At 59.7% G+C, this 24205-nt stretch carries 16 protein-coding genes; 11 read left to right on the top strand and 5 right to left on the bottom strand.

Annotated elements, in window-relative coordinates:
• Nucleotides 1-37 precede the first annotated feature (37 nt).
• Both pdeM and ACYQ6M_RS18185 read right to left on the bottom strand, forming a co-directional pair.
• The gene (pdeM, locus tag ACYQ6M_RS18190; protein WP_023001770.1) at nucleotides 38-775 is read right to left on the bottom strand and encodes a ligase-associated DNA damage response endonuclease PdeM; all 738 of its coding nucleotides are present in this window, start codon (nucleotides 773-775) and stop codon (nucleotides 38-40) included.
• Nucleotides 772-3276 (bottom strand): ligase-associated DNA damage response DEXH box helicase, encoded by a 2505-nt coding sequence (locus ACYQ6M_RS18185; RefSeq protein ID WP_460074845.1) that lies wholly within the window; start codon nucleotides 3274-3276, stop codon nucleotides 772-774. The genes pdeM and ACYQ6M_RS18185 overlap by 4 nt, the downstream gene beginning before the upstream one ends.
• Nucleotides 3277-3395: 119 nt before the next feature.
• Here ACYQ6M_RS18185 and ACYQ6M_RS18180 point away from each other — a divergent pair, with 119 nt between their 5' ends.
• The 4 genes from ACYQ6M_RS18180 to ACYQ6M_RS18165 all read left to right on the top strand — a co-directional run bounded on the left by ACYQ6M_RS18180 (nucleotide 3396) and on the right by ACYQ6M_RS18165 (nucleotide 7326).
• Nucleotides 3396-4319, top strand: coding sequence for a DUF4189 domain-containing protein (locus ACYQ6M_RS18180; RefSeq protein WP_460074843.1), 924 nt, complete (start codon nucleotides 3396-3398; stop codon nucleotides 4317-4319).
• 92 nt (nucleotides 4320-4411) lie between these two features.
• Complete coding sequence (locus tag ACYQ6M_RS18175) at nucleotides 4412-5434, top strand: ligase-associated DNA damage response exonuclease (protein ID WP_460074842.1); 1023 nt, start codon at nucleotides 4412-4414, stop codon at nucleotides 5432-5434.
• A gap of 52 nt (nucleotides 5435-5486) precedes the next feature.
• On the top strand, nucleotides 5487-5930 hold the full coding sequence (locus ACYQ6M_RS18170; protein ID WP_209168524.1) for a DUF4440 domain-containing protein: 444 nt from the start codon (nucleotides 5487-5489) through the stop codon (nucleotides 5928-5930).
• The gene (locus ACYQ6M_RS18165; protein ID WP_460074840.1) at nucleotides 5923-7326 is read left to right on the top strand and encodes a right-handed parallel beta-helix repeat-containing protein; all 1404 of its coding nucleotides are present in this window, start codon (nucleotides 5923-5925) and stop codon (nucleotides 7324-7326) included. The genes ACYQ6M_RS18170 and ACYQ6M_RS18165 overlap by 8 nt, the downstream gene beginning before the upstream one ends.
• A gap of 252 nt (nucleotides 7327-7578) precedes the next feature.
• Here the strand turns inward: ACYQ6M_RS18165 and ACYQ6M_RS18160 are convergent, their stop codons facing one another.
• Entirely contained in the window at nucleotides 7579-9696 is a 2118-nt protein-coding gene (locus ACYQ6M_RS18160; protein WP_075281402.1) for a DEAD/DEAH box helicase, read from the bottom strand.
• 395 nt (nucleotides 9697-10091) lie between these two features.
• Here ACYQ6M_RS18160 and ACYQ6M_RS18155 point away from each other — a divergent pair, with 395 nt between their 5' ends.
• Both ACYQ6M_RS18155 and ACYQ6M_RS18150 read left to right on the top strand, forming a co-directional pair.
• Complete coding sequence (locus tag ACYQ6M_RS18155) at nucleotides 10092-11747, top strand: cisplatin damage response ATP-dependent DNA ligase (RefSeq protein ID WP_460074838.1); 1656 nt, start codon at nucleotides 10092-10094, stop codon at nucleotides 11745-11747.
• 164 nt (nucleotides 11748-11911) lie between these two features.
• A complete protein-coding gene (locus tag ACYQ6M_RS18150) occupies nucleotides 11912-12454 on the top strand; it encodes a hypothetical protein (protein WP_460074836.1) in 543 nt (180 codons plus the stop codon).
• 81 nt (nucleotides 12455-12535) lie between these two features.
• Here ACYQ6M_RS18150 and ACYQ6M_RS18145 read toward each other — a convergent pair whose 3' ends face one another.
• Nucleotides 12536-13405, bottom strand: coding sequence for a thioesterase family protein (locus tag ACYQ6M_RS18145; RefSeq protein ID WP_023001760.1), 870 nt, complete (start codon nucleotides 13403-13405; stop codon nucleotides 12536-12538).
• 455 nt (nucleotides 13406-13860) lie between these two features.
• Here ACYQ6M_RS18145 and ACYQ6M_RS18140 point away from each other — a divergent pair, with 455 nt between their 5' ends.
• Nucleotides 13861-14544, top strand: coding sequence for a response regulator transcription factor (locus tag ACYQ6M_RS18140; RefSeq protein WP_023001759.1), 684 nt, complete (start codon nucleotides 13861-13863; stop codon nucleotides 14542-14544).
• Between the two features lie 265 nt (nucleotides 14545-14809).
• Nucleotides 14810-17302 (top strand): putative bifunctional diguanylate cyclase/phosphodiesterase, encoded by a 2493-nt coding sequence (locus ACYQ6M_RS18135; RefSeq protein WP_460074834.1) that lies wholly within the window; start codon nucleotides 14810-14812, stop codon nucleotides 17300-17302.
• Between the two features lie 44 nt (nucleotides 17303-17346).
• On the opposite strand, the gene ACYQ6M_RS18130 is transcribed toward ACYQ6M_RS18135, so the two are convergent.
• Nucleotides 17347-20868 (bottom strand): PAS domain-containing hybrid sensor histidine kinase/response regulator, encoded by a 3522-nt coding sequence (locus tag ACYQ6M_RS18130; protein ID WP_031269641.1) that lies wholly within the window; start codon nucleotides 20866-20868, stop codon nucleotides 17347-17349.
• Nucleotides 20869-21142: 274 nt separating this feature from the next.
• Between ACYQ6M_RS18130 and ACYQ6M_RS18125 the strand changes: the two genes are divergently transcribed.
• The 3 genes from ACYQ6M_RS18125 to ACYQ6M_RS18115 all read left to right on the top strand — a co-directional run bounded on the left by ACYQ6M_RS18125 (nucleotide 21143) and on the right by ACYQ6M_RS18115 (nucleotide 24205).
• Complete coding sequence (locus ACYQ6M_RS18125; protein WP_460074832.1) at nucleotides 21143-22315, top strand: pyridoxal phosphate-dependent aminotransferase; 1173 nt, start codon at nucleotides 21143-21145, stop codon at nucleotides 22313-22315.
• 77 nt (nucleotides 22316-22392) lie between these two features.
• Nucleotides 22393-23580, top strand: a complete 1188-nt coding sequence (locus tag ACYQ6M_RS18120; protein ID WP_023001754.1) for a two-component system sensor histidine kinase NtrB — start codon at nucleotides 22393-22395, stop codon at nucleotides 23578-23580.
• Nucleotides 23581-23587: 7 nt separating this feature from the next.
• Nucleotides 23588-24205 carry a response regulator transcription factor gene (locus tag ACYQ6M_RS18115; RefSeq protein WP_023001753.1) on the top strand — a complete coding sequence of 206 codons (618 nt, stop codon included), beginning with the start codon at nucleotides 23588-23590 and terminating at the stop codon, nucleotides 24203-24205.

The raw sequence follows: 24205 nt of genomic DNA, 5'->3' as shown, positions 1-24205 counted from the left end.
CCAACGGCAGCCATGAGCACAAGCGGCAGATGAAGTGTCAGTCCCCGACCAGACGGCTGGCAGTGAAGGGGAACAGGCGGTCATTACCGAGCATGAAAACGGAAAACTGCCGCCGCCGGAAGAGCATGCCATAGGCTTCATCGGTGACATTGAGCCCACCGGTCAACGCGCCAAAGGCGGGCAGGACAAGACGGGTGCCGTCGGTAACGAAGCAGGCCCGCCGGATCGAGCGGCCGAAGCGGCGCACGCGGGCGGCCGGATGCAGATGTCCGCAGATTTCTCCTGCGGTCGACGTGGAACCGACCTTCTCGATTGGTTCGTGCCGGAAGGTCAGCGGGCCGATGGTGATTTCGTCGACCGTTACACCGCACAGGCGCACCGGTGCAATCGGATCATGGTTTCCCGTCACCCAGATCCATTCACGGCCGAGCTGAAGGGTCGTCAGCATCGCGCGGTAGGGGGCTGGCAACCGGTCGGAGCCGTCGGGATCGTGGAAACTGTCGCCAAGGCAAATGACGCAAGCCGGATCGAAGGCATCGATTACGCCGGCAAGTTTCTCCAGCGTTGCTCCGGTGTCATAGGGCGGCAGCATCACGCCGCGCCGGGCGTAGCTGGACCCTTTTTCAAGATGGAGATCCGCGACGATCAGGGTGGACTCGTCCGGCCACCACAAGATCCCGCTGTCGTGCAGACCGACCAGCTGGCCATTGATCTGAATGTCATGACATACCGGCGCAGCAGCATATTTGCGCAAATGGGATGTCAGGGCACTCATTCCATAGCCTCCAGTACGAGTTCTTCGGCTGCCTCTGCCAACAGCGTGTCCATGGCCTCCCCGTAGACCGGTTCCTTCCCTATTTCCAGGAGAATTGGCACGGCAAGGGGAGAGACGTGCGGAAGTTCAGTATGCGTGATTCGTCCGCGGATCCGGGCAAGAAGTTCCCCCAAACGCGAGATATCCAAAAGTCCTTCGGCGGCGTCGTTCCAGGTTGCCTTGAGTAATATGTGGTCTGGTTCATGGGCTCGCAGCACGTCATAGATCAGGTCCGAGGATACGGTTACCTGCCGGCCTGACTTCTCCAGCCCCGGATGGCGGCGTTCGATCAGACCGGCAATGACGGCACAATTACGAAACGTACGTTTCATGAGGCTGGATTCGGCGAGCCAGGCATCCAGATCGTCGCCGAGGATGTCTTCCTCGAACAATCGGTCGAGAAGAATTCTGCCAGAAGAAAACAGCAGAGACAGGTCTCCGAGGCCCCATATGGCAAGCGCATAGTCGTTGGCGACGAAGCCGAGCGGGTTCGCACCCAGCCGCTCCAGACGCTTGGTCAGCAGCATGCCAAGTGTCTGGTGCGCCAATCGTCCCTCGAACGGATAACAGACCATGTAGTGCTTGTTGGCGCGCGGAAACGTCTCCACCAGCAAGCCGTCCCTTGCAGGCAGGACGGATTTCTCCCTCTGGATGTTCAGCCAGTCGCGCACCTGTTCGGGCAGCGCCTTCCAGCTCTCGGGTGTCGCCAGCATCGTGCGGACGCCTTCAGCGAGATAGGTGGAGAGCGGAAACTTTCCGCCCATGTAGGACGGGATCATCGGATTGTCCGATGTGGTGCGCGAGACATAGGCCTCGTTTTCGCGGATGCCCTCGAAACGCACGACCTCGCCACCGAAAAGAAACGTGTCGCCCGGTGCCATCTGCTCCAGAAAATACTCTTCCATCTCACCCAGAACACGCCCGCCGCGGCCGACGGGTGTTCTTCGCCCGGCGGCCTTGGAGCGCACCAGCCGCACCTTCAGCATCGGTGCTTCGACGATGGTGCCGACATTCAGCCTGTATTGCTGCGCGATCTTCGGGTGGGAAATCCGCCAAAGCCCGTCCTGGCCTTTCCGCAGCTTGGCATATTGATCGTAGCTCTTCAGTGCGTAGCCGCCGGTGGCGACGAAATCGAGAACCCGCTCGAACGTCTCCCAGTCGAGATGCCTGTAGGTTTCAGAGGACCGTATTTCATTAAAGACATCTACTGCATCCAACGGGTCTGCGCAGGCAAGGCCGAGCAGATGCTGGGCAAGCACGTCCAGCGCGCCCTGGCGCAGCGGCGGCGTGTCCTGATCACCGCGCATCGACGCGGCAAGGGCCGCCTGACACTCGAGCACCTCGAACCGGTTGGAAGGAATGAGAACCGCCTTGGAAGGTTCGTCCATGCGGTGGTTGGCACGGCCGATCCGCTGGGCAAGGCGGCTGGCCCCTTTCGGCGCACCGATGTTGACCACCAGATCGATATCGCCCCAGTCGATGCCCATATCCAGCGAAGATGTCGCGACCACTGCCTTCAGCGCACCGGAGGCCATGGCCGTTTCGACCTTACGCCGCTGGCCGACATCAAGCGAGCCATGATGCAGCGCGATCGGCAGCGTGTCGTCGTTTATGCGCCAGAGTTCCTGAAACACCATTTCGGCCTGGCTGCGCGTGTTGACGAACAGCAGCGATACGTTGTGCGCCTTGATCAGCTTGTAGATGTCGGCAATGGCATAGCGCGACGAGTGACCGGACCAGGGAACGCGTTCTTCGCTCTCCAGGATCGAGATGTCGGGCTTGGCACCACCGGCGACCTCAACGACATGAGACAGCGCCCGGCCGTCCGGGTCGGGCTGATCGACAAGATAGGCGCGCAGGTCATCCGGTTCGGCGACAGTCGCCGACAGGCCTATGGTCCTGAGGTTCGGGGCAAGACGTCTTAGCCGTGCCAGGCCAAGTGCCAAGAGGTCGCCACGCTTGGAAGTCACCAGCGCGTGCAACTCGTCCAGAATGACGGTTCGAAGCGAGGCAAACATCCGTGCCGAGGCCGGATCCGACAGAAGCAGGGCAATCTGTTCCGGCGTGGTCAGCAGAATGTCCGGTGGATTGAGCTTTTGCCGCTGGCGCTTGTGAGAGGGCGTGTCACCGGTGCGGGTTTCCAGCCGGACGGCAAGATCCATTTCCGAAACCGGAGCCTCCAGGTTGCGGGCAATATCGACCGCAAGTGCCTTCAGCGGCGAGATGTAAAGTGTGTGGATGCCATTGCCCGCGGAACCGGGTTTGCGCTTTCCCCGCGCTTCCAGTTCCACCAGGCTGGGCAGAAAGCCTGCCAGGGTCTTCCCGGCACCCGTAGGCGCAATCAGCAGGGTGGAATGGCCCTGTTGCAGATGATCGATCAGTTGCAGCTGATGGGGCCTTGGAGCCCATCCCCGCGAGGCAAACCAGCTTTGGAATCTGTTTGGTAGCAACTGCACGTCCATGGCTTTGGTTTTAGGCCAGGGATGGGTGAAAGGCGAGGGGGAATGTTCCTTGATTGTTCAGCTTGTGTTCAGGTGACCTTTGGTCAATTCTGCGCGAATATGACCTAGGGGAGGTTCTTTTGAAAACATTGGTATTTATGGGACTTTTGTCGGTAATCGTTCTTTGGGCAGGCGGAAGCGCAAATGCTTCGGAAAGCCTCAATTACCGTTGCAAACTCGGCAATGAGTTCGTCTTCATTGAAACGATCCCGGAAGAAGGGCGCGCAATTCTCGAGGATATCAACGGCAAGACAATCCTGGTACCGGACGGGCGAGGTGGTTACTTCAACGATGACGAGGAAATCTCTTTTGAGCGGGCTAAAGCCGTTCCTGAACTCTGGCTTGGCGATGTGTCGCATAACTGCGAAATAGCGGCGCCAGATTCCATCGGTCAGAGCCAGGCAAGCAACGCTGTTGGAAAAAATGAAACGCAATTGAATCTCCAGGGCCAATCTCGAGGGGGCAAGTTGCGCGCAGGTCCGGGAACGAATTTCGCGCAGGTCGGCAGCCTTTCGGAGGGGACCTGGGTCACCATCCTGAAAAACAGTGGTGTTCGAATGGACGGCTACGACTGGTTTGAAGTTGTGGCCGACAGCGGATTGCGCGGTTTCCAGTGGGGCGGAATCATGTGCTCCAACGGCTCGAAGATTGCCGGTGTCTATCAAGCTTGTGGTGCGCAGGCGTCTGCGCAGCCGGCCACGAAAGTGGCTCAGCAACTCGGTGGTGGCTGGATGGCGTTTGCTCTGGCACCTGGCGGAGCCTTTGGTCATGGCGCTGCCCCCACCAGGGCAGCCGCGGAACAATTCGCCATGCAATATTGCGGCAACAATCAATGCCGGATTGCGGACGCCACCCAGGCAAGGTGCCATGCATTGGCCGTTTCGCCTTCCAGCAACGGTATTGGCGCTGGCGACAGCGAGCAGGCAGCGATGAACTTTGCCATGGGCTGGTGCTCGAACAGCGGCGCAAGCGGCTGCCGTATCGAGTATTCCTATTGTCAGTGAGCCACTTGCCAGTGAACCACGACGCCATGGCCATGCGACCTTTTCGCCGAATGGCCATGGCAGATCCGCAAATCAGACCTATCTAGCGACGGATGTCCGATCTACTGACGCTGACACCCGAAGGCCTCTATTGTCCTGAAGCAGGTGTCCATATCGATCCCGTCCGCCCGGTCGAAAGGGCGGTCATCACGCATGGCCACGCAGATCATGCACGTTCGGGCCATGGCGCGGTTTTGGCAACGGGCCAGACCCTCGACATCATGGCAATCCGCTATGGCGAGAACTTCTGCGGATCGGTGCAGGCGATCGGATATGGCGAGACGTTGAAGCTTCGGGATGTCGAGATCTCGCTGCACCCGGCAGGTCATGTACTTGGCTCTGCACAGGTTCTGCTGTCATCTGCCGGGCGGCGAACCGTCGTATCGGGAGACTACAAACGGCAGGCAGACCCGACCTGCGCGCCTTTCGAAGTGGTACCCTGCGATACCTTCGTTACCGAGGCGACCTTCGGTCTGCCGGTGTTTCGTCATCCCCTGGCGCGAGAGGAGATCGCCAAGCTGCTGTCGTCGCTGGAGCTGTTTCCGGAGCAGACCCATCTGGTCGGTGCCTATGCGCTCGGCAAGGCGCAACGTGTTCTCGCAGAATTGCGGGCGGCCGGTTACCAAAAGACGGTCTACCTTCACGGCGCATTGGAGAAGCTGACGGCCTATTACCGAAGCCAGGGGATCGAACTTGGCGATGTCGAACCTGTCGGCCAGCGCGGCAAGGAGCTTGCCGGTGAAATCGTCATGTGTCCGCCCGGCCAGCTCTCGGACCGTTGGTCCCGCCGGTTCGGCGACCCGGTCGCGGCAATGGCCTCGGGGTGGATGCGTGTTCGGGCGCGGGCGCGTCAAAGAGGGGCAGAGTTGCCTCTGATCCTGTCCGACCATGCCGACTGGGACGACCTTTGCCGCACCATTCTGGAAACGGGTGCCGAGCAGATCTGGGTGACCCATGGCGCGGAGGAGGCACTTGTCCACTGGTGCGAATTGAATGGACGAAACGCCCGCCCGCTCAATATGATAGGCTATGACGACGGCGAGGACGCCGACGTTGCGCGGGCCGCACAAGGCTGATCCGGTCCACGCGAAATTGCGGCATTTATTTCCTTTTGGGGGAGAGGCAGTCATGGCGGACGACGGTGAATTTGCAGGTGCCGGCAACGGCCAGACAAACGGCGCCGGGGCTGGTGCCAACGGCGAAGCCGAAGAGGCGATTGCACAGCTCTTTGACGACTATCAGGCCGGCTTCAACGATTATGACATCGACAGGATCTGCGACTGCTTCGCCCTGCCGACCATCATCTGGCAGCACGAGAAGGGGCATGTCTTCAACGACGACGAAGAGTTGATCGAGAACATCGAAGCGCTCCTTCAGGCCTTGGAGAAGGAAGGCGTGTCCCATTCGGACTTTCACGTCGTATCCAGCCACGTGAGCGGCTCGGTCGCACTGGTGACCCTCGATTGGAGCCAGGAAACGGCGGACGGCGAAGCCGTGTTCGAGTTCACCTGCCATTATCAGCTTATCCAGGACGGACCGGATTGGGTTATTGCCTGCATCGTCAATGAATAGAACGACAGGCCGGAGGGCAGGGTGCCTTGCCCTGCTGCCGATCCTTTGCCTGCTTTCGGTTCTGTCGGGAACCGCAGCGGGCGAAACGCGGGCTATCTATGGGGCATTGACGCCAGCACCGGAAACCTTGCGAGCCTGCACACTTCCGGAGATGACGCCTGGCAAGGTGTTACTGGAGACCGATTGCCGTTATACGGAACCGGTCGTCATCTCTGCCGACAACATCCTGCTGGATTGCCGCGGTGGCACTATCACGGGCATGCACCGGCGCGGCATTACCATTCGGCCAGGCCTGAAAAACATCACCATTCGCGATTGTCGCCTCGACGATACCGGCGGCATCCTGATTGAAGGTCAAACGCCGTCGGATGATGCGGCGGCGCGGGACGAGGCGCGGGCAAATTCGTCCCAAGGGGTTGTGCTCGACCATCTGACCATCACCAAGTCCTACATGACAGGCGTCTTTGTCGATCACTACGTCGTCGGCGCGACGATCCGTAATTCCATCGTTGCCGATGGTCATCATGTTGGCATCTATCTGGAGCATGGGTCGCAGAAGAACGTCGTTTCCGGCAATCTGATCCGCAACAATGGCCTCTTCACCAACAAGGGTATCCGGCGCATCGGCCCGACCCGCCGAGAAGGCCTGTCCGTGGATGGATCCGCGTATAACCTGATCGAAAACAACATCTTCGACAGCAACGCTTTCGGCGGCATCTTTCACTACAAGAACTGTTGGGAGTTCCACACCACCAACCCGGAAAGCCGACCGCGCCTGCAAGGATCGGACGGCAACGTCATCCGCGGCAATGTCTTTCGGAACATGGACATCGGCATCTGGGTTGCCTCGCGCCAGGCGCGCGATCTGGTGATGTGGGACTGCGGCGACAAGAGCCCTTACGACAGTCCGGTTTCACTGGCCCCGATGATGGGTGACCGCCCATGGGGGAAGTCCGACACTTTTCTGGGGTATCACTTCAACCCGGAACTCATCGCCGGTTTTGTCGACAAGAACGCGCTTGCTCCCAGATGGCCGTTTCCGATGGAGCTGCGCCTTTACGAGGATTTCGCCGAAGACAACACGTATCAGGACAACTGCTTCGAGAACCTTGTCACGGGCATCCGGATCGAGGACGACGGCAACACGGTCCGGGACAATCTGTTTGTGGGAGACTTCGAATACCTTTATCTCGGCAGTCCGTTCCGGGCAAAAATGCTGAACCGGCCGATAGAGGGAACAGTGATAGAAGGCAACAAGAATGCCTCGCCCTCGTCGCGAAGCTTCCTGCAGAACAGCTTTCTGGCCGATGACGAGCACAGGGACACTGTCATCGTCCAGCCCGATGCTGGTTCATCCGTGCCTGCGCCGGATACCTGCAAGACGGGACAGACCTAGACCGGTTCAAATGAAAAAAGCCGGTGACGCTGGTCACCGGCTGTTGTTGTTCACAGGCCCTTCTGTTTGTCATCCCGGACGCAGCGAAGCGAGGATCCGGGATCGGGGTACCGATGATTTTAAGAAAAACCTGAAAACAGAAAGGCTTGCGCCTCCCCGGTCCCGGCTCGCGCTACGCTTGGCCGGGATGACGACAGGCGAGGCAAGTCTGGTTCATCGTCTTTGCCGGTGACACGGGTCACCGGCTTTCTGTCAGGGCTTTGTTTTCGAGGCCTTGCGCTCGGCGCGCGACGGCTTGTTTTTCTTTGCGGCCTTTTTCTTGGGCGGCGCGGAGTTGGCAGCCGACCGGGTCCGCGGCTTACGACGGTCGCCGTCCGGGCCATCCGCGGCACGTTCCTTGCGCTTGGGAGCGCGGTCGCCGCCGTCGAGGTCGCGCGCCAGTTCCTTGGTGTTCAGAGGCTCGTAGGCAGGGTGGTGCGGCACGAAATCGTCGTCACCGGACCGGCGGCGGGATTTGCCACGAGGTCCGTCAAACTTGCCGCGCGGCCCGTCGAATTTGCCTTTGGGACCGTCGAACTTGCCTCTGCCCTCGCGCTTCGGCCGGCCGGATTTCATGCTGTCTTCGGCACCGAGGCTTTCATAATCCGGTGCATCTGCACCACGCGGACGGCGCTTGGGCGGGCCGGAACGGTCGGACCGATCACGGCGGAAGCCGTCTTCCTTCGGCGGGGCAGGGATCTTGCCGCCACGTGCATCAAGCAGTGTGATGGTGGCATTTTCCTCGCCAGTACCTTCGCGCTTGACCACATCGGCGAAGCGCTGGCCATGACTGCCGGCGATTTCGAAGTACAGCTCGTTCTGGAAGATCTTGATCGCGCCGACTTCCTTCTTGGTGACGTGACCGGCACGGCAGATCATCGGAAGGATCCAGCGCGGTTCTGCGCGCTGGCGGTGGCCAAGCGACAGCGAGAACCAAATGCCGTCTTCGAACTTGCCGGTGATTTCCGCATTGCGGCCACCGCGCGAACCGGCATCCCTGCCTCGGAGCGAGGTCTCATCGAGATCGGAAACTTCTTCCGGAGCGGGCAGACGCGACTGACGCAGCTTGACGAAGGCGGCAGCAAGCTGTTCCGGGCTGTGAAGCGCAAGCAGCTCGTTCGCGATCGCCAGTTCTTCTTCTTCCAGTTCCACCTTGAGTGCGGGATCGGCCAGAAGCCGTTCCTTGTCCTTGGCACGAATGTCGTCGGCGGTTGGAGCACCCTTCCAGGTCGCCGTGATGCCGGCAAAATGCAGCACGCGCTCTGCCTGGCGGCGGCGCGGGAAGGGAACCATGAGCACACAGGTGCCCTTGCGGCCGGCACGGCCCGTCCGGCCGGAGCGGTGCAGCAGGGCGGCCTTGCCTGTCGGCAGGTCGGCGTGGATCACCAGATCGAGGTTCGGCAGGTCGATACCGCGTGCGGCAACGTCGGTTGCCACACACACACGGGCGCGGCCGTCCTTCATCGCGGCCAGTGCGCTGGAGCGCTGCTCCTGGCTGAGTTCTCCGGAAAGGGACACGATGGAGAAACCGCGGTTCGCAAGGCGCGATGTCAGCCGGCTGACAGCTTCACGCGTCGAGCAGAAGACGATTGCCTTTTCCGCTTCATGCTGGCGCAGCACGTTGATGATGGCGTTTTCGCGCTCGTTCGGGGCAACCGGATGCGCGACGTAGTCAATATCGCCGTGCTGTTCGCGAGCGTTGATGGTCGACAGGCGAACGGCATCTTTCTGGAAGCGCTTGGCGAGTTCTGCAATCGGCTTTGGAACCGTTGCTGAGAACATCAGCGTGCGCCGGTCCTGCGGCGCGGTATCCAGAATGAATTCCAGATCTTCGCGGAAGCCCATGTCGAGCATCTCGTCGGCTTCGTCGAGCACGACAGCCTTGATTTCCGACAGGTCCAGTGCGCCACGTTCGATATGATCGCGCAGGCGGCCAGGCGTTCCCACGACAATATGAACACCGCGTTCCAGCGTCCGCCGTTCGGTGCGCGGATCCATGCCGCCGACACAAGAGGCGGTTACGGCGCCGGCTTCATTATAAAGCCAGGTCAGTTCTTCCTTCACCTGAAGGGCAAGTTCGCGGGTCGGGGCAATGGCCAGCGCAATGGGAGCGCCTGCCTGGCCGAGACTGTCCTGGCCGTCAAGCAGCGTCGGGGCAAGTGCGAGGCCAAAGGCAACGGTCTTGCCGGACCCGGTCTGCGCAGACACCAGAAGGTCGGCTTCCGGCGGAGCGTCGCTTAGAACGCTTTCCTGCACGGAGGTGAGGTTTTCATAGCCACGTTTCGCCAGCGCGGCCTTCAGCGCCGGGGCGAGAGAAGTCAAATCGGTCATAGAAATCTTTCAACTGCTCCGGATCTTCTGCATGCCAGTCAGCAGTCTACCGGATAGGGCCATCCAGTTATCGGCCCATGGATGGCCGCGGCTTATACAGGCATTTTTCCTTGCCGTCCATCCCGCATTTTTCAGGCGTGAAAGTGGTGCACTGGCAAAAACAGCAGCGTTTCTACTCAGTGCGCCAGGTGCCGAGAGATGACACAAGCGCGTTATTGTTTCTCTTAACCGGTCATCTTGTGAGGCATTGACCAATTATCTTATGCCGTTGCTAAATTGAACTCGGCCTAGAGCCGGTGTTAGCTTTCAGCCCGCCTTGAGATGGTAAGCTGATTTTTTTTGTCTATGACGTAAGAGCTTGCAGTCCGGGCGCTTTCGCGGTTCGTATAGCGCTTATGCTGGCTTTTTCCCATCTGCTCGACCGGCTTTCGCTGGAACCCAGGCGCCTCGCCAAGGAAGCGCTCCTGATCCGTTATTTCCAGGAGGTCGCGGATCCGGACCGGGGCTTTGCCCTGGCCGCACTGACAGGTGGGTTGAGTTTCAAACACGCCAAACCGGCCCTGCTCAGGGCTTTGATCGGCGAGCGGACGGACCCGGAGCTGTTCGCGCTTTCCTATGATTTTGTTGGTGACCTGTCCGAGACCATTGCGCTGATGTGGCCGCAGGCTGCAAACGGAGAGGTTGCCCCGAAAGAAGCTGCTCCCAGCCTGTCCGAAGTGGTCAAGCGGCTGGAAGGGGCCGGAAAGAGCGAAGTGCCCGGTTTGCTGACCGACTGGCTGGACACGCTGGATGAGACCGGCAGATGGGCCCTTTTGAAACTGGTGACGGGAGGTTTGCGCGTTGGGGTATCTGCGCGCCTTGCGAAAACGGCCGTGGCAAAGCTCGGTGGACTGGACGTTGCTTCCGTAGAGGAGGTCTGGCACGGGCTGGAGCCACCCTATGAAGCACTGTTCGCCTGGGCGGAAGGACTGAGCGGACAACCGCAAACGTCCGATCCTGCGCCTTTCCGGCCGGTGATGCTGGCGCACCCCCTGGACGAGGACAGGGACACGGAGCTGCTGAACGCGGAAGACTTTGCGGTCGAGTGGAAATGGGACGGCATTCGCGTTCAGGCGGCAGCCGGTCTGACAGAGCGTGGCGACCGCGTACGCCGCCTGTTCAGCCGGACCGGTGAAGACATATCCAGGGCCTTTCCCGATATTCTCGATTTGCTGACATTCGATGCCTGCATTGATGGCGAATTGCTTGTCGTGTCGGACGGTCAGGTGCGTCCTTTTGCAGATCTGCAAAAACGCCTCAACCGCAAGACCGCCGGGCCAAAGCTGATCCGCGAATTCCCGGCAGCGATCCGTGCCTACGACCTGCTCAGTGTCGGCGGAACCGATTTGAGGGAGCTGCCGTTTGCAGAACGGCGCAAGGCGCTTGAAACCTTTATCACCGGATTGCCGGAGGGAAGCATCGATCTGTCGCCCATGGTGAAGGTAACCGGATGGGAGGAAATCACCTCCGCGCGCGCCGATCCCCATGCCCATCTGCCTCCTGCCGACGCCGATGCCGTTGAAGGCTTGATGCTGAAGCGGTGGGATGCGCCCTATGTCACCGGCCGGCCGAAGGGATTGTGGTTCAAGTGGAAACGAGAACCCTACCTGATCGATGCCGTGCTGATGTATGCGCAGCGCGGCCACGGCAAACGCTCATCCTTTTATTCCGACTATACCTTCGGTGTCTGGCGTGACGGGGACGCGGGAGCCGAGCTGGTTCCGGTCGGCAAGGCATATTTCGGCTTTACCGATGAGGAATTGCGTGAAATCGACCGCTATGTGCGCAACAACACCATCAACCGGTTCGGACCGGTGAGGGAAGTCGTTCATAGCGCTGAAAAGGGGCTTGTGCTGGAGGTCGCCTTTGAAGGGCTCAACCGGTCCAGCCGGCACAAGTCCGGCGTTGCCATGCGTTTTCCTCGCATTTCCAGGCTGCGTTGGGACAAGCCGGCGGCAGAGGCCGACAGGCTGGAAACGCTTCAGGCAATGTTGCCAGGCGAAGAAGGGTAATTCGGTGTTCGACAACTCGCTTTTGAAAACCCGCCCTTAAGTCGTGCTTTGGCCATGGAAATATGGCACCCATGGCAAGATACAAACGGCCAGACGCTTGTGCCCCTGTTTCAACTGAAATGCCTGGGGTGCGAAAGCGCGAGGCCGGCAACCGGAGAGGCAATATGACGATCCGCAACAAATATCTGGCTCCCGTGGTCCGCGGGCTGGCCTTGGCCGTTCTTCTGGCCCCGGCAGCTGTCGCCCAGGACAGCGTCTCCCCTGAAACCGCAGACGCAGTGACAAAGGGACAAGCGGACCGCTTTTCCCTGGTCAGGGTGGATGAGGATATCCTCAGGGTGGACCGGCAGAACGGGACCGTCTCCATTTGCAAGGAGCAGAGCGACGCTTGGCGCTGCAATCCGGTGCCGCTGGCAGAAGATGCCTATCTTGCTGAAATCAACGAGCTGGCCGGTGAAGTGGATCGCTTGACAGCCCGTGTGGAGGAGCTGGAAGGCAATGGCGTAAAGTCCGACAAGCAATTGCCACCCGGTTCCGCACTTGATCGCCCAAAAGCACCCGGCTCCAGTCAGGGTGGACGCAGCCCATCGACAACCGAGGAAGATGAGGAACTGGAAAAGGTTCTGACTTTCACAGAAAGCGCCATGCGTCGTTTCTTTGGCATGGTTCGCGATCTGCAGAAGGACTTCGAAGGCGAAGCCAACTGATCGCCTGAAGTCAGGATAAAAAAACAGCGTGTCACTGCCAGGGGCACGCTGTGTCCGGCATAGTTCCTTGGCCGGGAGACGTCAGTCGATCAGCATCTTGTTGATGCTCTGATAGGCTTCATCCGGCTGTTCCACGGCAACACGCCTGGTCAGATCCATCGTCAGCGCGACAACATCCAGGACGGCGGCGAGACGGTTCGTCCGTGTTTCAAACAGGTGATGGCGCATCGAGAAGGTCTTTGGATTGACGCCGGTAAAGCCGGAAACCACCAGCATTGCGTCGCCGGTCTTCAGCGGTGTGATCCAGGTCAGCTTCATTTCAACGGCCACCCGGCCGAAACCGTTTTCCGTCAGATAGGCGTGTGTCATCGGCGTACGCTGCCAGACATGGGCTACGCCGTCCGTGCAGCAGGACAGCGCAAATCTGTCGTCGGCCTTGCCGTCCGGACCGATATCGCGGGGCAAAACGGTTCCCCGGTAGACGATCTGGGCACCTTTCGACTGCAGGGCCGCAAGCGTCGCGCGTGCATTTGCCGGTCCGGCGGAAATCCCCCTTGGTCCAGCCTCTGCAATCATTGGCGTCTGGAAGTCGCGGAAGCGCTGGCGCAAGGTCTTCGCGGCGCTGGCGCTCGGCTCATATCCGTCGAGAGCTGTTGCCGAAAGTGTTCCCGTGGCGGCGTCGCGCATTTCGTGAATGACAGTGAGCATATGCGGGCCGTCGAAGGCGATGCTGGAGTGCACCGTGATCAGGTCCCCCGTACGCATCTCCTTGTGGTAGCGCACGTGGCGCACCCGGCGAGCCCCCACGACGGTTTCGCTCAAGCCGGTCATCAGCCGGAACTGGCGATCTGCTTCCTCGAAGCGGCTGAAGTAGAACTGGACGTTCAGATGATCGTTTTCGTCACATTCCCAACGGTTCACAAATGAAAACAGCGTTGCCTGAATTGTCATAATTGCTTCGTGCACTCAGTGATTTTTGATTATGTGATGTGTATTGGACAGGTCATTTGTTGCTGTCTTTGCATTGATTATCAACAAGAAATGTAGATTCTGGAAAATTAGTTCAGGCAACGTTGAGGAAGTGGGTAAAATGAAAAGATCAACTGCGGCGTCGTGATTTAAACTTTAGGTTGTTTTTGTTGGTGGTTCTAACTTAACTATTTTTCTTGCGCCTAAAGGCAGCCTATTTGCCGTGCCAACAGCGAATGCGCAGCGCGTGAACATGGAGTGTTGGTCAAAAGCATGGTTTGACTTGCGCGTAACCCATGTTGCAAACATACTTCACAATGGCCGCAACAACGGGGCTTCGCCATAAAATCAAGAAGCGAGCGGGTGCAGGATGACTGCGACGCATGGCTCTGGCGGAACCTGCGGGCCAAACGGACCGTTGAGGGAGGAATAACAACGTGTCGGCGACATCGTATCGGTTCATCATCGCGGATGATCATCCCCTGTTTCGGGGTGCTCTGCGTCAAACGCTCGAAACACAATACCCCGATGCTGTGATCGAGGAAGCCGGTGCGTTGGAGGACGTTACGGCCAAGCTGGAACAGGATGGCGAAGTCGATCTCATCCTGCTTGATCTGTCCATGCCCGGCATGCGCGGTTTTTCCGGGCTTATGTACTTGCGGGCCCAATATTCTGGCGTTCCTGTGGTGGTGGTCTCGGCCAATGAAGATCCGCAGGCCATCCGGCGCGCGGTTGAATTCGGAGCTTCCGGCTTCATTCCGAAGTCTCACGGGATCGATGTCATCCGTGAGGCGATTTCGGAGGTCATGTCCGGCAACATGTGGACCCCGCCGGATGTCGACCTTGCCGCCGACGATGGCAGCGGCGATCTGGTCCAGCGCCTTGCAACGCTTACCCCCCAGCAGGTTCGTGTTCTGATGATGCTGTCCGAAGGTCTTCTGAACAAGCAGATTGCCTACGAACTGTCCGTTTCGGAAGCGACCGTAAAGGCCCATGTATCCGCGATCCTGCAAAAGCTTGGCGTGGAAAGCAGAACCCAGGCCGTTATTGCAGCGTCCAAGATCGAGGCCGGGCAGTGGCAGGTTGGCGGCGAAACCGCCGAGGCTGCCCAGGCCCAGTGAGGCCAGGCACACGCGCCACGTTGCTTTCCGGCGGCTCCACCTGGAAACGGTCTCCAATGCGTGAGACCGTTTTCTGCTTTGCGTGCTGAGAGAGAACTGCCTGGATGCAATTTCTGTAGGCCTTGAGGTCGAGCTTTCCAGTCAGGATTGCAAAAACATAGCGGAATCCAGACCACCGTTTTTACCGTAATTTCAGGGAATGGCTGTAACCGTCATTGCTGCGGGGCGCTGCCACGCAGAGTGCGAGTAGCCACCCGGAGAGAAAATGCGGTCCAGCTTCAATTGGCGACTGATCTTCAAGACGATCGGCATGGCCTTCGTGTTGCCCGGTCGTCAGCTCAAGGTGGACTTCCAGTCTGACGCGGACACGCAGACCGGACAGCAGGAAAGCAATCCTGTTCGCGCCTTCATGCTCGCGTTCGGTCACCCGGTGGTCGACGAACTCCTCGCCCGCAAGGTACGTGCAGCGCAGATCGCAAGTATCGCGCGCCTGACACCCTTTATCGTGCTGGCAAACGTCGTCAACGTAATCGTCATTACGCTCGCGTTTCAGCACTTCATGCCGTTCAGTTTCATTGCGGTCTGGATTGCGGCCATTGGAGCTTTTCTTGCCTACACCCTGTACAAGTGGCTGAAAGCGAACAGATCGCCTATTCATCTTGCCTCGCGGCGATCGCTGAACAAGGCGGTCTTGCACGCGACGATTTTCAGTGGTCTTTGGGCGGTCGTTCCAATTGCCGCATTCGGCTATGGCGATCCGGACGGCATCTGGATTGCCTCCTGCGTCACCACCGGCATGCTGTGTGGTGGCGGTTTTACTCTGGCAACCGTGCCGCAGGCAGCCTTTCGCTGGGTTGCGATCCTTTTCCTTGCATCGCTTGTATCGTTCGCAATCGGACGCAGCGCGGAGCTGTGGCCGCTGGTCTTCCTGTTGAGCAGCTACACGCTGGTGGTGGTCGGCAGCGTTGCTTCGGCAGGCTGGCTGTTTGCCTCCCATTTCCTTGCTGAAGCCGAGCTGGAACAACGCGGTGAACTGATCGCCCTGCTGCTGAACGAGTTCGAGGAAAAGTCCAGCGACTGGCTCTGGAAATCGGATAGCCACGGTAATCTGCATTCCATTTCCGACCGGTTTTTACATGCCAGTGGCCGGGACCGGGCGGAACTGGAAACCATGCGCATGGTCGATCTGGCCTATTCCCTGGACGAGAACGATGCGCGTTCAGCCGTGACCAGGCTGGAAAATGCCATGAAGCGTCAGCAGGCCTTCCGCGAAATCGTCATCGGGGTGGACGTGAACGGCGAGGAGCGCTGGTGGTCTCTGGCAGCACGTCCGGTCTACGACGACCATGGTTCCTTTACCGGTTACCGCGGTGTTGCTTCCGACATCACCGAAGCCCGCAGGGCAAGCGCCCTTGTTTCTCACCTGGCCGAGCACGATTCCCTTACGGGGATCGGCAATCGGAGCTGGTTCCTGAAACAGGCCGAGGCGCAACTGGAAGAGCAAAACCAGAATGGCCAGAACACACTGACTCTCTTCCTCATTGACCTCGACAATTTCAAGGTCGTGAACGACACCAGCGGCCACCCGGCAGGGGATGAACTTCTGCGGCAGGTCGCAAGCCGGTTTACCGCCCTTGGCGAAGGCAGAACGATGCTCGCGCGTTTCGGTGGCGACGAATTCGCCGCGCTCGGCCGTTTCGTCAGCGATCAGGCGGCTCTTGCATTTGCCGAGGAACTGGTTGCCGTCACACGCAAACCTTTCCGGATTGGCCGTCGCGACTTCGCGATTGGTGCCACCGTCGGGTTCACCCGTCTGTGCGACAGCAAGGACACTGTCGACGATCTGATGCGCAAGGCTGACATTGCGCTTTACAAGGCAAAGGAAGGCGGCCGGGGACGGTCGCTCGCCTTCGAGCAGGACATGGAGCGCGAGGTCCGCGAGCGCCGCGAACTGGAATCGGATCTGCGCGAAGCATTCGAATACGGCAAGCTCAATGTCGATTTTCAGCCGATCGTGGACGCCCGGTCCGGCAAGGTGGTGTCCAGCGAGGTCCTGCTCCGCTGGCTGCATCCCGAGCGTGGTGAGGTGCCGCCGGACGTGTTCATTCCGATTGCCGAACACGCCGGTCTGATACTGCCGCTCGGCAGTTGGGTTCTGAGGAAAGCCTGTGCAGCAGCAGCCCAATGTCCCGAGCTGGAGAGCGTTGCGGTCAACCTGTCGCCGGTCCAGTTCATGGATCCAAATCTGGTGGAACAGATCCTGACAGTGCTGCAGGAAACGGGGTTCCCGCCGGAACGCCTTGTCCTGGAAATCACCGAATCCGTGTTCCTGCGCGACTTCGGCACAGCATCGATCAAGCTGCAGAAACTGCGTGACCTTGGTATCCGCATCGCGCTGGACGACTTTGGTACGGGCTATTCGTCTCTTTCGTATCTGCGGCACTACAAGTTCGACAAGATCAAGATCGACAAATCCTTCGTCGATGAGATCGGCGAACGCAGCGACGGTCTGGCGATCATCTCTGCAGTCATTGCGCTTGCGCATAACCTTGGTCTGGAAGTCACGGCAGAAGGCGTGGAGCGCCAGTTTCAGGTGGATGCTTTGCGCACGCTCGGCTGCGACACCATGCAAGGCTATTACTTCGGCAAGCCGGATCCCAATCCGATGCGGGTCGCCCAGATTCGCAGGGAAGACTGGCAGGATCGTTCGCCGAGCACCGCGCCGAAGAACCCTGGAGCGCGCCGCTCAGCGTCCTGATGCATTGGTGCTGACAGCGTCCGGCTCCCGGGCTCCAACCCGGCTTATTCCGCCGCCTGGCCTGCCTGGCAGCGGGCCAGATGGGCACGCAGGGCAGCTGGTTTCAACGGCTTGTTGAAGAAGGCGATGTCCTTTTCCTCGGCTTCCGTGCGCACAGGGCGGCTCCGGTCCGCGGTGATCAGGATCGCGGGGATCTGGCGACCGAATTTCCATCTCAGTTTCAAGATCGCCTCGATACCGGTGCCATTGTCGAGGTGATAGTCCGCCAGTATGACGTCCGGCGTCAGGCCGGCTTTGCTGAGCTCGTTTGCCGCCTCCACGTCATCGGCAGCTGCAATCACCTTGCAGTTCCAGTTCGTCAGCAGGTGGCGCATGCCGCTCAGGATGTCCGGCTCGTTGTCGATGGCCACAACGCAAAGACCATCAAGCTGGCCAGCCATGGTTGGGGCCTGCGGAATGGGAACGAGATCGGGCATGTCCGCGGAACGAGGCAGTTCGACCGAGAAGCACGAGCCCTTGTTGGCTTCCGAGCGGAGTTCAACCGGGTGGTTAAGAACGTGGCTGATGCGCTCGACAATGGACAAGCCTAGCCCCAGCCCCTTGGCAACGCGCATGCCGTCATCCAGCCGGTGAAACTCCTGGAAAATCGCCTTCTGCTTGCTTTTCGGGATGCCCATGCCGGTGTCGTGAATTTCCACGATCACCCGATTGCCGCGTCGGCGGCACCCCACAAGGACCCGGCCTGACTGAGTGTATTTCAAGGCGTTCGAAACGAGGTTCTGCAGCAGGCGCCGCATAAGGCGTCTGTCTGTCCGCACCGAAAGGGACGTCGGCACGATCCGCAGTTCCAACCCCTTTTCCTTGGCGACAGGCTGGAAATCAAGATCGATTCCGCGCAGCAGTTCGTCCAGCCGGAAGACCGTTGGTTCCGGTTTCAGGGCGCCGGTGTCGAGCCTGGAAATATCGAGGACGGCGCCGAGAATGTCCTCGACCGATTCCAGTGCCATTTCCACATTGCGGACCAGCGAGCCGTCGTCGCCGTCCTTAAGCTTGTCGACCAGAACCGAGGCGTAAAGACGAGCGGCATTCAGAGGCTGCAGGATGTCATGTCCGGCCGCTGCCAGGAAACGGGTCTTGCCGATATTGGCTTCTTCCGCGGCGTGGGTGGCCTCCACCAGGCGCTCGTTGACGTGGGTGAGTTCTTCCGTGCGTTCCCTGACCCGGCGTTCCAGCGTCTCGTTGGCGCGGGCGAGCGCTTCTTCCGCCAGAACCCGTTCGGTGATGTCTGTATAGGTGGTCACAATGCCGCCGTCGGGCATCGGACTGATGCGGACTTCGAACACCGCTCCGCTTGATTCCAGTTTTTCCTGAAAGGTTTCCTGGATCAGCACCAGCTTCTCGATCCGGTCGGCGACGATCGCCTCCACAGGCCCGGGGCCATGCTCGCCCCGTTCCGCGTTGAAACGCAGGATCGCATCCAGTGTGGTGCCGACCTGACCATATTCGGCAGGCAGTCCCAGCAGGTCGCGGAACTGCCTGTTCCAGCAGATGAGACGCAGATCCCGGTCGAACACTCCGATGCCCTGGCGCACCTGATCGAGTGCCGTCTGCAGCAGGTCGCGGTTGTACTGAATGGCGATGGAGGCGTCGTCGAGCAGCTTAACTGCGCCCTTGGTCGACGGGTCGTGCCGCTTGAGCATCAAGGTCAGCACAAGGCGCGACGAGGCCGCGCCAATGGCACTTGCCAGAAGCTGCTCGGAAAAGCGCAGCAGGTTGGCGTCCGCCAAAGTTTTCGGATCGAGTTCGATACCTCGTTCGCTCGCAAACCGCCGGAACGAACGGGCCGTCCGCTCTTCGCCGAGATAGCGCGCGACGGTTGCCTGCAAGTCTCCGGCGGTAACGGACGTACGCCAGTAACGCAGGCTGGGGGAGGGCGCGAACTCGGCCGGTACGAAGACGTTTGCCTGAAGGGTTTCCGCAGGCAAAGGCTTTCTCAGGAAGGAGCCGCCAACAAACAGGACAATGTTGACGAAAAGGCTCCACAGGGTGCCATGGATAAACGGATCCATGGTGATCCCGAGCAGGGCTTGCGGGTTCAGTTCGCTAATGCCGAACGGGCCGGTTTCCAGGAAGCCGTCGGAAATCAGGCCGGATTTGGCGAAGGTCGGTAGCAGCAGCGTATAGGCCCAGAAGACAAACCCGCCGCTCAGCCCGGCGATGGCCCCCAGAGACGTGGCCCGGCGCCAGAAGAGGGCGCCGACGAAAGCGGGAGCGAACTGGGCGATGGCGGCGAAGGACAGAAGCCCGATGGAAACGAGCGCCGCGGTATTGCCGGCCGCCTTGTAGTAGGCATAGGCCAGCAGAAGGATGCCGAAGATGGCGAGGCGGCGGATCGTCAGCAGCCGGTCGCTCATGTCCTGGCCGCCGATGTTGACGATGTCGTCCTCGCTGTGCCGGCGCAGCAGGAGCGGCACAACGATGTCGTTGGAAATCATGATGGCCAGCGCAACCGTCGCCACGATGACCATGGCCGTTGCCGCCGAAAGGCCTCCTATGAAGGCAAACAGGGCAAGCCACGGATGTCCGGCGTCTATGGGCAGGGCCAGAACGAAGGTATCCGGATTGACGTCCTGTCCGAAGCGCAGCAGGCCGGCAGCCGCAATCGGGATCACGAACAGGTTGATCAGCACCAGATAGAGCGGAAACATCCAGGTCGCGCGGCGCAGCTCGGCGTCTGAATTGTTCTCCGTCACCGTGACGTGGAACTGGCGCGGCAACAGGAGCACCGCAAAGGCCGACAGGCACGACATGACGAGCCAGTTGCCGATGTTCAGCGGTTTTTCGAAAATCTGCGCGACTTCAGGCGCTTCCGAGATGGAACGGATCAGGTCGACCGGGCCGTCGAAAAGCGAGTAGGTGACCCAGAAGCCGACCGCGAGAAAGGCAATGAGCTTGACCACCGCCTCGGCTGCGATCGCCAGCATCAGCCCTTCCTGGTGCTCCGTCGCGTCAATGTGTCTTGTCCCGAACGCCCAGCTGAAGATGGCCATGCCGAGGGCGATCAGCAGGGTGACGTCATCGAACACCGGCGTGAAGATGTCACCGGGGGAAATCAGCGGGCCGATCATGGTGGTGATCGACAGCGACACGGCTTTCAGCTGCAGGGCGATGTAGGGAATGACGCCAATGACCGCAATCAGTGTGGCAAGTGCTGCGACCGACTGGCTCTTGCCGTATCGCGCACCGATGAAATCGGCGATCGACGTGATGCTTTCTGTCTTGGAGATCTGGATGATCCGCTGCAGCAGCGGATAACCGAGCGCGAAAACAATCAAGGGGCCGATATAGATGGTCAGGAATTCGATGCCCGTCCGGCTGGCGTTGCCGACTGAGCCGTAGAAGGTCCAGGAGGTACAATAGACCGAAAGCGACAGGGCGTAGATGAAGGGGCGGCCGCCCGTACGCGACGAATACCGGCGCGGCATCCGGTCGCCGAAGCTGGCGATGGCGAACAAGCACAGGATGTAGGCCGTTGCGGCCAGTATCACGAGCCATCCATGCAGCATGATCTGGTAACCGTCCTCCCGAGCGGCATGGGGTCCGTCGGCCTCTTGTCGGGCCGGCTCGAACCTGTTTCCCGGCAACCCCTTACGCTGCCTTGTCCGATCCGACCACAGCCAAATCGATCTGTCTATTCGCCTTGCGACTGATCTGCTTTCAAGGCTTTCCCAAGGTATGTGAATTGATCACCTTCGGTGAAGTCTTCTTCACATCCTTTCATGGAACATTGGCAAGCAAACCCGATAAGGTGGCGCCAATTGACAATGAAGGATCTGCCACGTGACCAGCCTGATCGAGCGATTGAGCCCGGAAGCCAGAACCGCACCTGAAAGCGGTATCGTCGAAGTTTTCAATGCCGGACGTGACCGGAAAGATCTGATCCCGCTCTGGGCAGGCGAAGGCGATCTGCCGACGCCCGAGTTCATCCGCGCAGCCGCAAAAGCGTCGCTCGACCGGGGCGAGACGTTCTACACATACCAGCGCGGCATCCCGCAGCTGCGCGAGGCACTGGCGACCTATCATCAGGATCTTTACGGCAAGCCTTTCTCGCCGGAACGATTCTATGTGACCGGATCGGGCATGCAGTCCATTCAGCTCGCCGTGCAGGCGGTTGCAGGAGCCGGGCGCGAAGTGATCGTGCCGACACCGTCCTGGCCGAACATATCGGCTGCCATCGAAATTCACGGGGCGCGTTCGGTCAGTGTGCCGATGCGGGAGGAAGATGACGGCTGGCGGCTGGCCATCGAGGACGTCGAAGCAGCGATCACGCCGCACACGACCGCGCTCTTCCTGAACTCGCCCTGCAACCCGACCGGATGGGTTGCAAGCGAAGACCTCTTGAAGGCTTTTCTGGATCTCGCGCGAAAGCATGACCTTTGGATCATCGCGGACGAAATCTATGCGCTGTTCTATTACGGGGAAGGGGAGCGCTCGCCCTCCTTCTACGATGTCGCCGAAGAAGACGACCGCATCATCTTCGTGAATTCCATGTCCAAGAACTGGGCAATGACCGGGTGGCGGGTTGGCTGGATCTCGGCGCCGCCGGAACTCGGCCAGGTCTTTGAAAACCTGATCCAGTATTCCACGTCGGGTGTTCCGTCCTTTTCGCAGTGGGGCGCCGTTGCCGCCCTGACCGAAGGGCGCACGTTCCTGCAGGAGCAGGTCGCACGTGCTCGCAAGGGGCGTGACTGTGTTCTCAAGGGATTGCAGGGCCTTAACCGCGTGAAGGTGCTGCCGCCCGACGGCGCGTTCTATCTCTTCTTTTCCATTGAGGGCGTCACGGACACGCGCAACTTTGCGCTGGACCTTGTTCGCCAGACAGGTGTGGGTCTTGCACCGGGCACTGCGTTTGGCAAGGGCGGTGAACATCACCTTAGGTTATGTTATGCCCGGCGCGAGGATCACCTGGAGGAAGCAGTGCGTCGAATTAGCACTTGGATACCAGAGATTTAGAGCCCTGACGGGTTGCTGGCCTACGGGAAAACCCTTAAACCTAGACGGGACGAGAATTCCATTTGGGTGCGGGGACGGTGGGCGACGACGTTTTAGATCACGATGATGACAATGCAGCCGTAACGGAAGCGCGTCTTGCCAGTGTTTTCGATACCGCGGCCGACGGCATTGTCGTGATCAATGATCGTGCGCAGGTGCTGGCCTTCAACAAGGCCTGCGAACGGCTTTTCGGCTATGAAGCCGCCGACCTTCTGGGGCGCAATGTCAACAGGATCATGCCTGCAGAATATGCCAACGCGCATGATCACTACGTGAACAACTATCTCACCACCGGTCATAAGAAGATCATCGGTATCGGCCGCGAGGTCCAGGCCCGTCACAAGGACGGCACGGTCTTTCCCATCGAGCTGTCTGTCGGTGAGGCATGGACACCGGCCGGACGACAATTCATCGGCATCCTGCGCGACCTGCGCTCGCGCCGACAGATGGAAGACCGGTTGGCCAAGACCCAGGCACAGCTTCTCCACATGACCCGGATCAGCGCACTGGACGAAATGGGCGCGGCGATTGCGCATGAGCTCAACCAGCCGCTGACCGCTGTACTGCTCTACCTGCAATCCGTATCGCGCAAGACCCGTGCCGACAAATCCCTGGATCCCTTCATCATCGAGGTTATCGACAAGGCGGTACGCGAAGCCGAGCGGGCGGGAGAAATCATCCAGCGCATGCGTCAACTGGTGGAAAAGAAAACGCCCAATCGCCAGTCGATCGAAGTGCGGGACTTTGTCACCAGCTGCCTGGAAATGGCGGAACTCGGCAGCGGCAATGGCAGATCGATCATGAAGGCCGAGATCGCAAGAGGACTGCCGCCACTGATGGCCGACCCGGTGCAGATTCGGCAGATTCTCATCAACCTGCTGCGCAATGCGCGCGAAGCGGTCTGCGATCAGGCCGACCGCAAGGTAGTGCTGGCCGTATGCCGGAATGGAGATCGCCTGGAATTTCGGGTTACGGACAACGGCCCGGGCGTTCCCGAAGAGCTGGTTGACAACCTGTTCCGGGCCTTTACGGGTGCCAAGCACAAGGGGGTTGGTTTGGGCTTGGCGATATCCCGTTCGATTGCTCAAAACCATGGTGGTGATTTGCGCCTGGAGAAGGGGGCAAACGGACGAGGAGCCTCCTTCGTGTTGTCTTTGCCAATAGACCCGCCCGAAGAAGATGTTGCAGAAAGAGCCGAAACGAACGGTTCGAAAGAAATGAGCTGAGGAAGTGATGGACATGAAAGCTGACGCGGAGGCCATATACATCGTTGATGATGATCCGGCGGTGCGCGACGCCCTGTCGGTGCTTTTCAATATGGAAGGCTATGTGGTCGAAACCTTCTCGGATGGCGACACTTTCGTGCAGTCTGCAAGCAAGGCTGTTCCTGCCTGTGTCATGCTGGATGTCCACATGCCTGGGCGCTCCGGCATCGAGATTCTCAAGGCGCTGAATGCCGAACACTATCCGGCGCCGATCTTCATCATTTCCGGCCAGGGCGACATTCCGATGGCTGTTGAAGCCATCCGCAACGGTGCCTTTGACTTCGTGGAGAAACCGTTTTCCGCTGAAACCGTGCTGGAGCGGGTGAAGGAAAGCATCGCCATCACCAAGCAGCGTCAGGACGAGGTCGTCACGGCCTCTTTCCAGGGAGCGGATCTGCTGACCCGCCGTGAGCTGGAAGTCCTGAAGGAAATCACCGACGGAGCTTCCAACAAGGAAGCCGGCCGCACCCTTGGAATCAGTCCGAGAACGGTGGAAGTGCACCGGGCGCGGATCATGGAAAAACTGGGCGCACGCAATGCGGCGGATCTCGTTCGCATTGTTTTGGGCCACTCCGCCTCGGGATAA

It is taken from the genome of Roseibium sp. ROS1 (assembly GCF_054658215.1).
Note: the sequence above shows the minus strand (reverse complement) of the source record. Positions and strands in the feature narration are given on the sequence as shown.

Coding starts and splice junctions, on each gene's coding strand:
- pdeM (WP_023001770.1), bottom strand. CDS start 775: ATGAGTGCCCTGACATCCCATTTGCGCAAATATGCTGCTGCGCCGGTA.
- ACYQ6M_RS18165 (WP_460074840.1), top strand. CDS start 5,923: ATGAATAGAACGACAGGCCGGAGGGCAGGGTGCCTTGCCCTGCTGCCG.
- ACYQ6M_RS18115 (WP_023001753.1), top strand. CDS start 23,588: ATGGACATGAAAGCTGACGCGGAGGCCATATACATCGTTGATGATGAT.
- ACYQ6M_RS18150 (WP_460074836.1), top strand. CDS start 11,912: ATGACGATCCGCAACAAATATCTGGCTCCCGTGGTCCGCGGGCTGGCC.
- ACYQ6M_RS18155 (WP_460074838.1), top strand. CDS start 10,092: ATGCTGGCTTTTTCCCATCTGCTCGACCGGCTTTCGCTGGAACCCAGG.
- ACYQ6M_RS18160 (WP_075281402.1), bottom strand. CDS start 9,696: ATGACCGATTTGACTTCTCTCGCCCCGGCGCTGAAGGCCGCGCTGGCG.
- ACYQ6M_RS18145 (WP_023001760.1), bottom strand. CDS start 13,405: ATGACAATTCAGGCAACGCTGTTTTCATTTGTGAACCGTTGGGAATGT.
- ACYQ6M_RS18185 (WP_460074845.1), bottom strand. CDS start 3,276: ATGGACGTGCAGTTGCTACCAAACAGATTCCAAAGCTGGTTTGCCTCG.
- ACYQ6M_RS18175 (WP_460074842.1), top strand. CDS start 4,412: ATGTCCGATCTACTGACGCTGACACCCGAAGGCCTCTATTGTCCTGAA.
- ACYQ6M_RS18130 (WP_031269641.1), bottom strand. CDS start 20,868: ATGCTGCATGGATGGCTCGTGATACTGGCCGCAACGGCCTACATCCTG.
- ACYQ6M_RS18135 (WP_460074834.1), top strand. CDS start 14,810: ATGCGGTCCAGCTTCAATTGGCGACTGATCTTCAAGACGATCGGCATG.
- ACYQ6M_RS18170 (WP_209168524.1), top strand. CDS start 5,487: ATGGCGGACGACGGTGAATTTGCAGGTGCCGGCAACGGCCAGACAAAC.